Raw genomic sequence first — 16691 nt, 5'->3', positions numbered from 1 at the left:
GGTAATGCATTTCGTATATTTGGTTAGTAACCTAAATTACACGCCTATGAAAACCCTAACTTCCCAACGAATTGGCTATGTTTTGTCTGGTGGTGGCACCAAAGGCTTGGCCCATGCAGGAGCCCTTCATTTTTTGGAAAAACAAGGCCTTCGTCCTGCGATTATTTCAGGCACCAGTGCGGGTTCGATTGTGGGTTCCTTGTATGCTTGGGGAAAAAGTCCCATTGAAATTTTAGAGTTTTTTCAATCGATTTATTTTTTTCATTGGACCCATTTTACCATAAAAAAACCAGGATTAATTGACTCGGATTCGTTTAAAAAATATTTTGACCAAATATTTGGGAAAGCAACTATTGGTGATTTTCCATTACCAATGTACATCACCGCTACCGATATGGTGCAAGGAAAACTCTGTGTTTTTGAGGCAAATGTGCCCATCAGCGATGCTGTTTTGGCTTCATCGGCATTTCCGGGTGTCATTTCACCGCATGTTATTGAAGGAAATATTTACAGTGATGGCGGCATTTTAAATCATTTTCCCGCCGACTTGATTGCCGACGAATGCGATTATATTATTGGCATTTATGTGAGTCCGATTGAAAAAATTCAAGCCGACCAATTGCGATCGATTAAAGCGGTAACCAGCAGAGCGTTTGATTTGCTGTATGCGCACTCCCATTTACAAAAATTCAGCAATTGCGATTTAATCATCGAACCCGAAGCGCTGTGTAATTACAGCACCTTTGAAACCAACAAACATAAAATGGAGGAAATTTTCCAAATTGGGTACGATGAAGCCCAAAAACGATATCAGGAGGTCTTGGGATAATTTTTTTCAGGGCACTTTTACAACATTAGAATATCGCTATATTTGCATTGCAAAATAGAAAATAGCAAAACCTTCTTATGAAATATAACCGAATTCTCTTGAAGTTAAGCGGTGAAGCGTTGATGGGTGACCGTCAATACGGCATTGACCCGAAACGTTTGGCCGAATATGCCGACGAAATCAAACAAGTCCATGATCAAGGTGTTCAAATTGCCATTGTGATTGGTGGCGGTAATATTTTTAGAGGAGTAGCAGGGGCAAGCAACGGCATGGATCGTGTACAAGGCGATTATATGGGCATGTTGGCCACTGTAATTAATGGAATGGCATTGCAAGGCGCTTTGGAAGATAAAGGGATGCAAACCCGTTTACAGACGGCTTTAAAAATTGAGTCGATTGCTGAACCTTATATCAAACGTCGCGCGGTGCGTCACTTAGAAAAAGGACGTATTGTTATTTTTGGTGCGGGTACAGGAAACCCTTATTTTACAACCGATACTGCAGCCGTGCTTCGCGGTGTAGAAGTGGGAGCAGATGTTATTCTAAAAGGAACTAGAGTCGATGGCGTATACACCGCCGATCCTGAAAAAGATAAAAATGCTGTTAAATTTGATTTTATTTCCTTTGAAGAAGTGCTTCAAAAAGGCCTCAATGTAATGGATACCACGGCTTTCACGTTAAGTCAAGAAAACCAATTGCCTATTGTGGTTTTTGACATGAACAAAGCAGGGAACTTATTGAAAATTTGCCAAGGCGAAACCATAGGAACTGTTGTAACTATCTAACTTTGTTAATACTGAATTATGGAAGATATTGAATTGATTTTGGAAGAAGCAAAAGATGCGATGAATGCTTCGGTAGCCCACCTTGAAAAATCGTTTTTAAACATCCGTGCTGGTAAAGCCTCCCCACAAATGTTGGGCAGTGTATTTGTGGATTATTACGGGTCGATGACACCACTTTCACAAGTTTCTAATGTCAATGTTCCTGATGCACGCACTTTGACAATTCAACCCTATGAAAAAAGTATGTTGACGCCGATTGAAAAAGCCATCATGAATGCCAACCTTGGATTTAATCCGATGAACAACGGGGATGTTATCATCATTAGTGTTCCACCGCTTACAGAAGAACGACGTCGCGATTTGGTAAAGCAAGCCAAAAACGAAGCAGAAGAAGCTAAAATCGGGATTCGCAACCACCGAAAAGATGCCAATACAGAAATAAAGAAATTGGAAAAAGAGGGCGTTTCGGAAGATTTGTGTAAAAAAGCAGAAGATGATGTACAAAAATTAACCGACAATTTTATCAAAAAAATTGAGGAACATCTTGCTGTCAAAGAAGCTGAAATTATGAAAGTATAACGAACCAATACGTTCGTACTATAAAATCCGTTATCCTTACCGCTAACGGATTTTTTTATTCCTACTTTTGTACCCATCAAACTAAACAAACATACATGAAAAACAGTTGGATTTTCGGGTTTCTTTGGCTAACCCAAATCCTGATTGCGCAAAAACCAATGCAGGGACAAGTGATCGATTACGACACGACAATCCCAATTGCATTTGCGATGGTTACCTACCAAAACCAAACGGTGTATACCAATTGGGAGGGGCGTTTTTCATTGGTCATTGACAAAGATACCAAGCCAATTCAGGTGAGTTACAAGGGCTATCACGACAAAAATCATTACCTCAGTGTAGGCGCAACCTTCATTTTAATTAAAATGGTTTCCGACTTATCACAAAAATCGGTTGAAATTTACACGGATAGCGAAACCAATGCGATTATAAAAAAAGTGATCGATAACCGCACTAAAAATCAGCCGGAAAAGGTCCTCCAAACCTACGAATACAAAAATTATGAAACCCTTTTGGTGACGGCCAATCCCGATTCTATTTCCACCAAAATAGATACCACCTACAAACCTCGTTGGTTTGGCAAACCCAAAATGGTCTTGGACTCTTCCAATTACAAATTCAAAAAATTGGTCGAAAAACAGCATTTATACCAAACCGAAAAGGTTAATTTAATTCAGTTCAACAATTACGGTACCAAGGAAACCGTACTGGCCTCTCGAATGGCGGGATTTAAAAAACCGCTTTACGAGTACTTGGGATTAAACTTGATTTCGTATTCATTGTACGATCGGTATTTGGATATTTTGGAAGTTACCGTACAGAATCCGATTTCTTCCTACGGGCGAAAAATGTTTGTCTTTAAAATGGTCGACACCTTAAAAATTCAAGACCGAACCGTTTACCGAATTTATTTTCAACCCAAAAAATTAAACTCCAATAAATTACGGGGTTTATTGTATATCGACGCAGAAAATTTTGCGATTGCCAAAGCCTTTTTTCGGGTATATGGAATGGTAAACATTAATGCCACGTATACCTTCAATTGGCTGCCAAAACAAAATATTTGGTTTCCCGAGAAACGCAAGTTGATTGTTGTTAAAGGAGATAATTCGGAGGACTTAAAATTGTTTGGCGGTACGATTATGTTCAATTCCAGCATTGAAGGATTGGAACAAAATGCCTCCGATCGAATGTATTTGAAATTGGAGTCTAAACCGTTTGATGTTAAAATCAATCAAAATGTGGTGACGCGACAACATGCCATTCGTATTGATGTCCCCGAGTCTAGCATGAGCAAACCCGATGGTTATTGGCGAACCATGCAACTGGATACGATTGACCGTCGAAAAATGCCAACGTATATCAACATTGACAGTCTGGCTACCGCCGAAAAAATTGAGCATAAAATTTTTCTAGGGCGGAAAATTTTTAACGGGTATTTGCCTTTGGGAAAATTTGATTTGGACCTTCGCAGTGTTTTAAAATACAACAATTATGAAGGGTTCCGACTTGGTTTCGGGGGAACAACCAATACCCGATTTTCTGAACAATATAAAATTGGAGCCTATGTCGCCTACGGATTAAAAGACGATGCCTTCAAATACCACATCGCTCCTTCGCTGTTGTTGGATGCCGAAACCAACAGTTGGGTGTCTGTTTCCTACACGGATGATGTGGCTGAAATCGGTCAAATACAATTTGCCACTGAAAGCCGACGTTTTCGTATTTACGACCCACGTCCCATCAATATTTCAACCTTTTACAACCACAAAACGGCGTCAGCGTATTGGGAAAGCAAATACATCCCCAAAACCGATCTTTACGCCGGAATCAGCCGTAGTGCCATCGCTCCCCGCTTTGATTACCAATACCAACAAGGCGATCGATTGCTCAGTGAATACACCTTAACGACCTTGCAATTGGCAGTGCAATGGAATCCGTTTAGTTCGTATATGCAAACGTCTACGGGGCGTTTGGAAATCAACAAAAGGTATCCCAAATTTACCTTGCAATTGACCCAAGCGTTCGATCAATTGTTGGGTGCTGATTTTCAGTTTTCGAAGATTGATTTTCGCATCAATCACGAAATCAAGTATTTATCGGGACAAGAAACCGGGTTTATTTTACAAAGCGGTTTGGTGTTTGGTGAAGCGCCGCTGACCCATTTGTACAGTATTGCCCCCAACAACCTCAACCGAGATGCGTTGTTAAGGCGAATTACTATTGCGGGGAAAAACAGTTTTGAAACCATGTTTTTCAATGAATTTTTCTCCAGTCGATACATTAGTTTTCAAGCCCGTCACACTTTTAACAAAGTAAAAATTGCGTACCGCATCAAACCTGAAATCTCAGTGGTCACTAGGATGGCTTTTGGTACGATGGAAAATCGGGAACGCCATTTAGGTTTTGCCTACAAGACATTGGAGGAAGGCTATTTTGAGAGTGGTGTTGAAGTCAACCAACTCTTCAAAGGCTTTGGAATTACCTTTTTTACCCGTTATGGCCCGTATGGTTTACCTAAATTTGAAGACAACCTTTCGTTGAAAGTCAGTTACAACCTCGATTTAGGGTTTTAAAATTAAAACCGAAGGCACGGTACTCAACCACAAAGACTGGGCATCGACAAGTTGTTTCCAACTTTCTAAACTCACCATCATTAAATCTTGTTTGGCCATTAGTCCCGCTTTCATTTCGTCTTCACGTATCACGGTAACTTTGTCAACACCGTAGGACTGTTGCAGCGCAGCGATGGCTTTTTCCATAACAAAATTGGACTTTACATGATTATTTACATCCAAAAAGGTAACTGTGGCTTGGCTGTTATAAATCAATTTTTGAGCATAATCCAAGAGAAAAACGTCTTCGGGGGTTACTATGGGAACAAATACATTATCGACGTTAGAAAGGTCTTTATCCACCAAGATTCCTAAGGGCTTTTTACTTTTGGAAATGATAAAACGCGTTCGATCATCAAAGGGTGAATTTTCAAACAACCCTTCTTTACCTGTAAACTTATCCAGCAAGCGATCGGGATTGATGATTCGGGTAGTAAATCCGAGTACTTTCCCTAACAAAGAACCTTCAAAAATGGATTTCCCGAGACCGATTAATACCAAATCAAAATTTCCTTCATTGGCAATTTCGGCAATATCTGTTTCGATGTCGACTGTTGATTTGAGCACCGGCGTAACCTCCTGATTCAAGGCCTTGGATTCGGCCAAAATGGGAGCAAACGTTTCTTGCTCGTATTCTTCGAGGTTATAGGAATGAATTTCATCACTCAACGATAAATGGAGTGCTGTGACTTGCGAATGGTCCTTTTGCTTTTTAACAAAACTGTGCGCTAGACGAAGTAGGGATTTCCCTTTTTCATTGTTCCCAAAAGAAATAAGAATTTTGAATTTCCCTTCGGAAACAATTTCTTGAGGTAAAATAGCCGCTTTTCGTTTAAAAATGAAATTGATAATATCGATTGCCGGTCCCGTCATAAAAGTAGTTACCAATGCCATAATCACCATCATTGTAAAGATCTCAGGCGACAAAACACCTAAATCAAACCCGATGTTTAGCACTACCAATTCCATCAAACCGCGTGTGTTCATAAGGGCTCCAATGGTAAGACTATCGCGCCAATTTTGACCCACAAATCGAGCCGCCAAAGCCGATCCGACGAACTTACCGGCTACTGCTACCAAGATGATATAGCCTGTTATTTTCATCAACTCCGGATCGCTAATGAGTCCGATCTGCGTTCGTAATCCCGTAAAAACAAAGAAGAGTGGCAGTAATAAAATCAAGGCAACATCTTCTACTTTTTCAATAAAAATATTTCGGAATTTAGTGCTATCGGGCATAATGGCCCCTGTCATAAACGCGCCAAAAAGCGCATGAATTCCGATCACTTCAGTCAAATATGATGAAATAATAAGGGTAAGTAAAAAAATAGCTACAATTGGCTTACTTAATTCATTGCGGTTGGCATACAAATCGCCGACTTTTTTCAAAAAGGGTTTCACCACAAAAAGCATCATCAATACATAGAGCGTGGCACCTCCAATCACGTACAACGAACTCATAAATGTTCCCGCTTTGACAATGGCAATTACCGCCGCTAGCAAACACCAGGCTGTGATATCATCGGCTGCAGCACAGGTGATGACAATGGTTCCGAGGCGCGTTTTATGAATACCGCGTTCTTGTACGATACGGGCTAAAACAGGGAAAGCGGTAATGCTCATGGCAATTCCCATAAACAAACTGAACGCCAAAAACTCCACCCCGGCTGGCGCAAATCGATGGTAAATGAAATACGAGAGTCCGATCCCTAACGCAAAAGGAAACACAATACTGGCATGGCTAATCACTACCGCGTCGTTGGCCTTATTTTTCAACACTTTCAAATCGAGTTCCATCCCGATGACAAACATGAAAAGAATCAGGCCAATCTGACTTAGAAACTGTAGATTCCCTAAAGATTCTACAGGAAAGAGCATCGCTGAATATTCAGGTAGATACATCCCCACCACAGAAGGACCGAGAAAAATTCCTGCTATGATTTCACCTATCACCGTAGGCTGTCCAATTTTTCGGAAAATCCAACCAAAAAAACGAGCTACAATAACGATGGTGATGATTTGCAATAATAAAATCGCCAAAGGGTGTTTTAGATTGTGAATAATCGCATCTAAAAACTGATTGAAAAAGGTGTCTTTAGAAGCATTTGAAATGATTCTTCGGCCAATTTCCAACTGTTTCCCTTGGGTAATAATCCAAAACATAAGGGCGGTAAATCCCCCTGTTACACCTAAATAAAACAATGAATTTTTGAGATTTTTCATAAGGGTAAACTTGTTTTGTCGCTTGGAGAACAAAAGTATGTTAATTTCTTGAAGTTTGTTATTAGTAAAGAATAAGATTCTATTTCAAAAAACAAAAAAAGTGATCCCTTATTTGAAGGAAAAGATTCCATCCTTCTCCGTTTGTTTTCAACGGTTTTCACTACCTTTGCACACCTTTTTTGCGCCTATGAAAAAATTACTCGGCATTGGATTTTGGGAAATTATTGCTCGCATCATCCTGAGAAACCGTTTGGGATTTATTTTTGGGATTGTCTTATTGACGGTCGGATTGGCTATGCAATGGAAACACATTCGATTTTCCAATACCGAGGCCAACCTGATTCCTGCCACCGACCAAGTCAATTTGGATTACAACCAATTTCTAAAGGTTTTTGGCGAAGAAGGGAATGTGATTGTCATCGGTTCCAAAGACTATAAATTATTTACTCCCAAAGTTTTTGAGGCGTATACGACTTTGATGGGGAATTTGGCGAAAGACCCCGAAATCGGACTTGTACTTTCGTTGGAGAACCTTAAAGTCCTGCGGAAAAATGATTCCTTGGCCCAATTTGAGTTGGCGCCCTTTGTGAATAAAGTCCAGCTGCAAGACGAAGCGTATTTGAAACAAGCGCGTGCCGAATTGACGCAACGTTTGCCTTTTTACGAAGGATTATTGTACAGCAAAGATAAAAGCACACTGCGATCGGTCGTGTACATGAAAAAAGAATTGGTCAACACCAAAGCGCGTAAAGACTACATTCTCGGACGTTTTTCGGATAAGATTAAACAGTTTGAACAAGCTACAGGCGTCGATCTTCGGGTGTCGGGAATGCCTTATATTCGCTCGTACAATTCCAAAACCATTACGGATGAAATTGGACTGTTCATCGGAGCGGCTTTGTTGATTACTTCATTGATTTTCTTCTTCTTTTTCCGATCGTTTCGGGCGACGTTAATCTCTATGATTATTGTGATTATCGGCGTAATGTGGTCGTTTGGCATCATGGGCGCGATGGGCTACGAAATCACTGTGCTCACAGCCTTGGTTCCCACATTAATGATTGTGATTGGGATTCCCAATTGCATTTTCTTCATCAATAAATACCACCAAGAATATTATAAACACGCCAATAAAGCCAAGGCATTGCAACGGGTAATCACCAAAACGGGAACCGCCACTTTGATGACCAATATTACCACTGCCGTTGGATTTGCCACGTTTATGGCCACCAACAATGTCCTCTTACAGGAGTTTGGTGTACTTACAACGATCAACATCATTGCGGTGTATGTGCTGAGTTTGTTGTTGATTCCCATCTTCTTTAGCTACATCCCTGCCCCTATTCCAAGACACTTAGGGCACCTGGAACGCGAATACCTTACCGGCTTTTTTGTGTGGATTGTCAACACCGTCAAGTACAACCGACTGAGTGTTTACATGGTTTCGATCATCCTTTTGATTTTTGGCATTATCGGGATTTATGAAATCAAAATTTCGGGAAGTATCATCGAAGACATGCCCAAGAAAACAGCCTTCTTTGAGGATATACGTTTTTTTGAAAAAGAATTTGATGGCGTGATGCCGTTGGAGATTATGATTGACACCAAACGGAAAAATGGTGCGTTGCGTTCGACCAATCTCCGTCGCCTTGAGGAATTGGAAAAAACACTCACCGACATCCCTGATTTGTCCAAACCACTTTCGATTGTCAGTGTAGCAAAGTATGCCAAACAAGCCTATTACAATGGAAATCCCGATTATTTTCAATTGCCTACCGCACAAGAAGAACCTTTTATAGCGACCTACATCAAAAACACCGCCAAAGGTAAAAATGAAAATCTCTTTAAAAGTTACTTGAGTGACGACAAATCGATTGCGCGTATTACAACGTTTATTAAAGACGAAACGGGTGAAAAAATGCCGGGAATCGAACAGCAGATTCGTCAAAAAACCGACAAACTTTTCCCCAAAGAACGATACAATGTAGTGATTACAGGACGGGCTTCGGTGTTTCAAAAGGGGACCAACTACCTGTTAGACAACCTTCTATCGTCCTTGTTGTTTGCCTTTTTCCTTACCGGAGGATTGGTGGCTATCATGTTCCGTTCGGTCAAAATGGTGTTGGTGGCCATTATCCCTAATCTTCTTCCTTTGTTAATGACAGCTGGGTTGATGGGCTTTTTGGGCATTCCTTTGAAACCATCTACATTATTGGTATTTGGAATAGCCTTTGGGATGTCGGTCGATGACACCTTACGCTTTTTGGCGCAATACCGTTTGGAATTATCGCGCAACGATTGGAAGATTAAAAAATCGGTGTTTGCGACTTTTGATGATGCCGGAATCAGCATGTTTTATACTTCGATTGTCCTGTTTTTCGGGTTTTCAGTCTTCATGCTCTCAGGTTTTGGAGGCACTGTAGCCTTGGGTGGATTAGTCGCTATTACCCTTTGTTTTGGGATGTTATCCAATTTGGTGCTGCTGCCCTCCTTGGTGTTATCGCTAAACAAAACCTTGGCCAACGAGCAAGAGTTTATCGAACCCACCATTGACATTTTGGAACATTCCGATGAAGAATTGGATGCCCTCGAAGAAAAAAAGAATTAAAGTATATTTGTCTTACTCGAAAATCAAGAAATCATCATGAAATATTCAAAGATTAAGGCCTTATTAGAAAGTGAAAAAGGCGGCATGGAAGTAGCCACTCGTGGTTGGGTTAGAACCTTTCGCAACAAGCAATTTATCGCCTTGAACGACGGTTCGACGATACATAATATTCAATGTGTGGTTGATTTTGAAAACACCCCTGAAGCTGTTTTAAAACGCATTACTACCTCCGCCGCTTTGGATATACAAGGAATATTGGTGGAGAGCCAAGGTTCGGGTCAGAAATACGAAATCCAAGTCACTAAATTAGAAATTTTAGGCGATTCGGATGCGGAGAAATATCCGATTCAACCCAAAAAACATTCCCTTGAGTTTTTACGTGAGAATGCCCACTTACGCGTGCGCACCAACACCTTTAGTGCTGTAATGCGTGTACGTTCAGTGTTGGCGTATGCCGTTCATAAATATTTCAATGAAAAAGGATTTTTCTACTTCAACGCGCCCATTATCACGGGAAGTGATGCCGAAGGTGCCGGTGAAATGTTCCGTGTTTCTGCCTTACCTTTTGACGGCACACCGCGAACTGAGGATGGTAAAGTGAACTTCAAAGAAGATTTCTTTGGTCGTGAAACCAATTTAACCGTTTCGGGTCAATTGGAGGCCGAAACTTATGCGATGGCCTTGGGTCAGGTGTATACTTTTGGACCCACATTCCGTGCGGAGAATTCAAATACCTCTCGTCACTTGGCAGAATTTTGGATGATCGAACCCGAAGTCGCTTTTAATGACTTGAACGACAACATGGATTTGGCCGAGGATTTCATTCGTTATGTGATTAAATATACGATGGAAAACTGTGCGGATGACCTGAAATTCTTGGAGCAACGTTTGATCGAGGAGGAGAAAAACAAACCCCAAGTCGAACGCAGTGAAATGGCTTTGTTGGAGAAATTGAACTTTGTATTGGAAAATAATTTCATTCGAATATCCTACACCGAAGCCATTGATATTTTGAAAAATTCAAAACCCAACAAAAACAAGAAGTTCCAATATATCATTGAAGAATGGGGAGCAGATTTGCAAAGTGAACACGAGCGTTATTTGGTAGAAAAACATTTCAAATCGCCGGTAATTTTGTTTGATTATCCCGCCAAAATAAAAGCTTTCTACATGCGTTTGAATGAAGACGGACAAACGGTGCGTGCTATGGATATATTATTCCCAGGTATTGGTGAAATCGTTGGAGGATCGCAACGGGAAGAACGTTTGGATGTATTGGTCGAAAAAATGAACGCGTTAGGTATTCCCGAAGAAGAATTGTGGTGGTATTTGGACACCCGACGTTTCGGAACCGCAATCCACTCGGGCTTTGGCTTAGGATTTGAACGATTGGTATTATTCGTTACGGGGATGACCAACATTCGTGACGTAATTCCTTTTCCACGTACACCACAAAATGCCGAGTTCTAAGTCGTAACCCAGAAATTTATTGGCCACCAAGACATTAAGACACCAATGAAAATTCAGAAAAATGTATAACGCCTTAAAATTGAATATTAGCCATGGAAGATTTGGAAAAAATCGCAAAAGATGTAGTTCACTGCGCCTATCTAATCCACAAACAATTAGGCCCAGGACTATTGGAAAAAGTATATGAAATATGTCTTGAATTTGAGTTGAAAAATTGTGGTTATGATGTTAAAAGACAAACAAAAGTTCCTATCAATTACAAAGGAATTGAATTTACGGAAAGCTTACGCTTAGATGTATTAGTGAATGATTCCATTATAATAGAAGTTAAAGCAGTTGAAATTTCAAACCCTGTTTGGGATACGCAAATCATTAGTCATTTGAAATTAACCAATAAAAAAATTGGTTTTTTGATTAATTTTAATGTGCCGATTATCAAACAAGGAATTAAGCGATTTGTTAATTAAAATACCTTATGGTCTTCGTGACTTTGTGGCAAAAATAAAATTAGATGTTAAAACAAAACCTACAATTTAAACTCTCTCAAAAACTCTCTCCACAGCAGATTCAGTTGATGAAATTGATTCAGTTGCCGACCCAAGCTTTTGAACAACGTTTGAAAGAAGAGTTAGTTGAAAATCCGGCTTTAGAAGGGAGCACGGAGCAGGAGGAATTGTATGAAAAAGAGGAGTTTGATCCGCAAGACGAATACGACGAATACGACGGAAATGAATCCATTGAAGCCGACGATATCAATATTGATGAATACCTCAGCGACGATGAAATTCCCGATTATAAATTGACGGCCAACAACTACAGTGACGACGATGACGATCGCGAATCTCCCTTGGCTGCTGCGGTTAGTTTTCACCAAGATTTACTCAATCAATTGCAAACCTTCATTTTGAATAATACCGAAATGGAGGTGGCCGAGTTTGTTGTAGGGTCGATAGACGACGATGGGTACCTTCGCCGAAGTATCCAAGACATGGTCGACGATATGGCCTTTACGCAAGGTATTTACACTGATGAAAAAACAGTAGAGCGGATCCTTAAATCCATCATTCACGAGTTGGAACCTTCAGGAGTGGGAGCGCGTGATTTACAAGAATGTTTGTTATTGCAGTTGAAACACAAAACCCCTACAGAGTCCATTGCTTTGGCCACGCGTATCATCGACGAGCAGTTTGACGCTTTCACCAAAAAACATTACGAAAAGTTACTCATAAAATACAGCATCAGTCAGGAGCAATTAAAAAAAGCTATTTCCGAAATCGAGAAATTAAATCCTAAACCTGGAGGGAGCTTTTCAGGCAGCCGAGTTACTGAAAATATTGTGCCCGACTTTATGATTCGCGTGGTCGATGGCGAACTCGAATTGACTTTAAACGGTAGAAATGCACCTACGCTTCATGTTTCCCGCGACTATCAAGAAATGTTGCAAACGTATAAGGATTCTCGGGATAAATCAGCGGCACAAAAAGACGCTGTGCAGTTTATCAAACAAAAATTGGATTCGGCCAAATGGTTTATCGATGCCATTAAACAGCGGCAAGAAACCTTGTTTGTCACGATGAATGCCATCATGCATTTTCAATACGATTACTTTTTGGAAGGCGATGAATTGAAAATCAAACCCATGATTTTAAAAGACATTGCCGATATGGTGGGCTTGGATATTTCTACGGTTTCGCGTGTAGCCAATAGCAAATATGTGGAAACGCCTTATGGAACCAAATTGATCAAAGAATTCTTTTCAGAGGCCATGAAAAACGACCAAGGAGAAGATGTTTCTACTTTGGAAATCAAAAAAATTCTGAAAACAGTTATTGAAGAAGAGGACAAAAGTAAGCCCTTACCTGATGATCAATTGGCTGAAATTTTAAAAGAAAAAGGGTATCCAATTGCCCGTCGCACCATTGCCAAATACCGGGAACAATTGGACATTCCTGTGGCACGTATGCGAAAGAAAATTTAGGGTAACTAACTAATGACAACCGACTTGTGAAAAAAACGCTCCCTTTTTTTTCCTATCTCTTCCACCCCATTTTCATTCCGCTTTTGGGAAGCCTAGTTTACATTGCCTTTAGCGAACGATTTTATTCCCAAGAGCAGTACTTTCTATTGTTGTTTCAGGTGGTTATTATTACCTTTTTATTGCCGCTATCGTTCTTTTATCTATTGCGCACCTTTGGGAAAGTAGATTCCATCATGATGTCGGAGGTTCAGCAACGAAAAATCCCTTTGGTAATGCAAATGGTACTCACCTTTATTTTAATTCACAAAAGCATTACGATAGAGCGCTTCCCCGAACTTTACTTTTTCTTTCTGGGCGGTTTTGTTAGTACGTTTATTGTCTTTCTTTTATTGTACATCCGATTCAAGGCAAGTATTCACATGGTCGCGATTAGTGCACTGACTTTTTTTGTGATCGGACTCAGTGTCCATTTTCAAATCAATCTCATGTATCCGATAGCGAGTCTATTTTTACTCACGGGACTAATTGCTTCCTCACGTTTGTATATGAAAGCGCATACCACTTTGGAGCTGATGATCGGGTATGCCTGTGGTATTGTCCCGCAAGTGGCGCTTTGGTATGCGTGGTTATAAGATATAAAATTGAAGTCCGATATTCAAATTCCGCAAATTCATAGGCGCACCATTAACTTCTGCATTTTTATACAAGGCATTTAGGCCATAATAAAGGTATAGATTCCATGTATTCCAGCCTGCAGTTACGTAACAGCCGTACAAAAGTTTGTTTAAATCGGGATTATTGCGAAACGTTACCGATTGCACATCGTTTTGAAAACGGTACGTATCGGCTAAAAGATAACTCACTTTAAAGCCCGTGTAAATGCGCCAAAATTTGTGACTACTCAAGGTAGAAGCACGCCAACGAAATTCCAAAGGGACTTCAATAAAATGCTGTGTAAGGCGATTGCGTTGAAAAAAAGTATCGCCAGAAATAAGTTCATACGTATAGGCAGAGCTGTTGGGTGTAAGATTTGGATACTGGTACAAATTGTGATTATACACTGCCAAGCTATACCCTAATCCCAACGCAACTGCATACGTTCGCGCTTTATTAATCGGCATATCCCGTAAAAATCCAATTCCAATCCCAGGAGAGAATTTTTTTTGAGACAGGCCGTCCAAATTTCCAGCACTATTGTAGGTAAAGGTAAAATAGAACTGATCCTCGCGATACAATGAATCCACCACTTTAATTTCAGGTTCAAGCGGTTGCTCCTCTTGCGCTTGCAGCGAAAAGGGCAATAGGAATCCATAAATCCCCCAAGATAAATACGTCCAAAACTTTTTCAAGGCGTTGCCATTTGTATGTACAAAACTACACAAAAAATCAGCAAGCCCACGATGGATTGTGTGTAATAAAATTAGGAAGAATAAAAAACAAAGCCCTTTTTAGATGATATAGAAAAAAAATATTTCTGAAAACTTTAACATTAATTACCAAAATAATTTAATAACAAACCCACTATTGACAATTGCAAATACATTTAATTCATTGTATTAAAATTCCAAGAAATCAAACATTTCATTTATTTCAATACTAAGCTTATTAAACGGCCTCTATATAACTGAACATATTATTAACTCTAAGTTGTTTATATTGTGGATATTAATTTTGTTATAATACATGTATCAATAAGTAATTTTAATTATTTTTGATTTAAATCTTGAATGAATATTCTTATTAAATACAAAGAAAATGCTGACATATATATTGAAACGTACTAAATTAAAAACAAAATTTATTATAATTCTTTTTTTACTCAATTTCTTTAATCTTGTAGCATTTAGTCAAAATTTAAGTGGCTACCATGACGGGAAAGCAATGGGTGCTGGAAGTTCATACAACGTAACTGTAAGCGTCACAAAAATTGAACGCAATAGCGCCTTAAATTCGGGTGGATGGGAAATTAAACTTGTGAGTGTGTCACCCGATTCTAAAGGGTATTTTTTTGAATATAATGGAAAATCGCGTTATTACTCATATGCTGAGTTAGGAAATGTTTGTAATCCCCAAAAATTTGAAGAGGTAATTGTAGTGGTAAGTTATCAATGTAATAATTCTGGCACAAAAGTCTTACCCTTCCGGAATATAGGTGCTATTCAAAAAGTTATTGTTCGGCAAGACGCAAATAAAGAATGTAATATAAAGCTATCTAGTGTGAGTGTTAAGATTAATGCGTTTGAAAAATTAAATATTGAAAAGAAAATTAAGGAATTAAATGGTACTAGCACAACTAAACCTAATAATAATTCAAATACCAATCAATCTCAAAACTCAAACAGTAATAAATCAAGTTCTAATTCAAAAACAGTCACAATTGAAAACTCAAAATCGAATAGTATAAATTCACAAGATGCATTCAATGACAAAAAGCAACAAGTAATTAATAACCTAAAAAAACAAGACGAAGATTTTTTTAACGCGACTGAAGAGCGAAATAAAAAAATTGAACGTGACGGAAATTTAATGCTAACCAGTTACTATACTGCTCAGGCATATACAAATTCAAAAGAAGAATTACAAAATTTATCTAAACTAAATGGGAGTTATGAATCGTTAGAAGAGCTTAATCAAGCATTTCAAATTCAATATAATGCAATTAGTAATCAATCTTTAATTGTCAGTGATAACAGTAAAGCCGCTTTTCAATCTAACGCTGACTACTATTTCAGAGATGCAGATGAAAGTGGAAAAGCATTAAAAGATCTAGCGGTTGGAGTTAATTCATTAATTGCAGATGCAAAAGCAGAGAGAGAAGCTAGGGAGGCTAAGGAAAAATTAAAAGCTGAAAGAGAACGTATTGAGAAAGAAATTAAGGAAAAAAAATGGGAAGCAACTCTTAAAATGCGAATGCACTTGCTTAAAAGTTTTCCTGAGGGGGGGTTGCCTTTGTCATCACATAAATTAAATACCAATACGGTTTATTGTTTTGCCTATGCTTTAGATTCTAATGGTATTCAAAATGAAAAAGCAACTTCATTTGTATCAAACGTATTTCCTATTAACAAATTAAATGATGATACTTGGCCCTATAAAAATGCAGTATCACAAGAAATCAAGAAAAACTGTGCTAAATGCAATCAAAAAATGAATATAGTTGGTTATTACACAGACGAAACAAAGGCTATTGAAATGCAAAAAGCATTTATTGATTTTGCAACCAAATCAAATATTAATATTCAACTATTCACTTTTTTAGGCAAAAAAAGATCGAGTAATTCTAGTAAATCGAATGCTGATACAGATTTTTGGGAGACTAAAAATAAAGAAAAACAAAAACAAAATACAGCGAAAAAACATAAGACTGATTTTTGGAATGATTAAAAAGCATACTATGAAAAATATTCTTTACCTACTGACCATATTATCAACCCAATTACTTTTCTCTCAAAGCAATGAAATTAAAGCACGAATTGAATTTGAAGATGCAGAAAAATATTTTAGTGAATCAAACTATAATGAGGCGCTAAACCATTTAAATAATGCACAAAAACTTATTGGTTCATGGAATCACAAAATAAGTTATATGAAAATAATGTGTTTT

13 protein-coding genes are annotated in these 16691 nt (G+C 38.8%); 11 read left to right on the top strand and 2 right to left on the bottom strand.

Translation table 11 applies throughout. From position 1 onward, the window contains the following. The first annotated feature begins 46 nt into the window (after nt 1-46). The 4 genes from Q0037_RS03935 (at nt 47) to Q0037_RS03920 (ending at nt 4769) form a co-directional block, all read left to right on the top strand. Nucleotides 47-829 (top strand): patatin-like phospholipase family protein, encoded by a 783-nt coding sequence (locus Q0037_RS03935; RefSeq protein WP_297515757.1) that lies wholly within the window; start codon nt 47-49, stop codon nt 827-829. Between the two features lie 77 nt (nt 830-906). Beyond that, nucleotides 907-1614 (top strand): UMP kinase, encoded by a 708-nt coding sequence (pyrH, locus tag Q0037_RS03930; RefSeq protein WP_073360840.1) that lies wholly within the window; start codon nt 907-909, stop codon nt 1612-1614. Between the two features lie 15 nt (nt 1615-1629). Continuing rightward, on the top strand, nt 1630-2193 hold the full coding sequence (gene frr / locus Q0037_RS03925; RefSeq protein WP_297515899.1) for a ribosome recycling factor: 564 nt from the start codon (nt 1630-1632) through the stop codon (nt 2191-2193). Between the two features lie 95 nt (nt 2194-2288). Then, nucleotides 2289-4769, top strand: coding sequence for a DUF5686 family protein (locus Q0037_RS03920; protein ID WP_297515752.1), 2481 nt, complete (start codon nt 2289-2291; stop codon nt 4767-4769). Here Q0037_RS03920 and Q0037_RS03915 read toward each other — a convergent pair. After that, nucleotides 4758-7031, bottom strand: coding sequence for a cation:proton antiporter (locus Q0037_RS03915; protein ID WP_297515750.1), 2274 nt, complete (start codon nt 7029-7031; stop codon nt 4758-4760). The two genes, Q0037_RS03920 and Q0037_RS03915, sit on opposite strands and share 12 nt — an antisense overlap. Nucleotides 7032-7218: 187 nt before the next feature. Here Q0037_RS03915 and Q0037_RS03910 point away from each other — a divergent pair, with 187 nt between their 5' ends. From Q0037_RS03910 to Q0037_RS03890, 5 genes are all read left to right on the top strand, one after another. Beyond that, nucleotides 7219-9639: an MMPL family transporter gene (locus Q0037_RS03910; RefSeq protein WP_297515748.1), complete on the top strand. Its 2421-nt coding sequence runs from the start codon at nt 7219-7221 to the stop codon at nt 9637-9639. A 36-nt stretch (nt 9640-9675) separates the two neighbouring features. Continuing rightward, a complete protein-coding gene (asnS, locus tag Q0037_RS03905; RefSeq protein WP_297515745.1) occupies nt 9676-11109 on the top strand; it encodes an asparagine--tRNA ligase in 1434 nt (477 codons plus the stop codon). 92 nt (nt 11110-11201) lie between these two features. Next, entirely contained in the window at nt 11202-11576 is a 375-nt protein-coding gene (locus Q0037_RS03900; protein ID WP_297515742.1) for a GxxExxY protein, read from the top strand. A 44-nt stretch (nt 11577-11620) separates the two neighbouring features. Further along, on the top strand, nt 11621-13087 hold the full coding sequence (gene rpoN, locus Q0037_RS03895; protein ID WP_297515739.1) for an RNA polymerase factor sigma-54: 1467 nt from the start codon (nt 11621-11623) through the stop codon (nt 13085-13087). A 26-nt stretch (nt 13088-13113) separates the two neighbouring features. Next, the gene (locus Q0037_RS03890; protein ID WP_297515736.1) at nt 13114-13719 is read left to right on the top strand and encodes a hypothetical protein; all 606 of its coding nucleotides are present in this window, start codon (nt 13114-13116) and stop codon (nt 13717-13719) included. On the opposite strand, the gene Q0037_RS03885 is transcribed toward Q0037_RS03890, so the two are convergent. After that, a complete protein-coding gene (locus Q0037_RS03885) occupies nt 13714-14436 on the bottom strand; it encodes an outer membrane beta-barrel protein (protein ID WP_297515733.1) in 723 nt (240 codons plus the stop codon). The genes Q0037_RS03890 and Q0037_RS03885 overlap by 6 nt on opposite strands. 406 nt (nt 14437-14842) lie before the next feature. Here Q0037_RS03885 and Q0037_RS03880 point away from each other — a divergent pair, with 406 nt between their 5' ends. Together Q0037_RS03880 and Q0037_RS03875 are read left to right on the top strand one after the other, a co-directional pair. Further along, nucleotides 14843-16471 (top strand): hypothetical protein, encoded by a 1629-nt coding sequence (locus Q0037_RS03880; RefSeq protein ID WP_297515729.1) that lies wholly within the window; start codon nt 14843-14845, stop codon nt 16469-16471. A gap of 10 nt (nt 16472-16481) precedes the next feature. After that, nucleotides 16482-16691, top strand: a 210-nt coding sequence (locus Q0037_RS03875; RefSeq protein ID WP_297515726.1) for a hypothetical protein, incomplete at its 3' end; no start/stop codon positions are given.

Origin of the sequence: Flavobacterium sp. (genome assembly GCF_027482425.1) — a bacterium.
In the GTDB taxonomy this organism is placed as follows: Bacteria; Bacteroidota; Bacteroidia; order Flavobacteriales; family Flavobacteriaceae; genus Flavobacterium.
The sequence above is the reverse complement of the archived record's forward strand: the minus strand, read 5'-3'. Positions and strand labels throughout refer to the sequence as shown.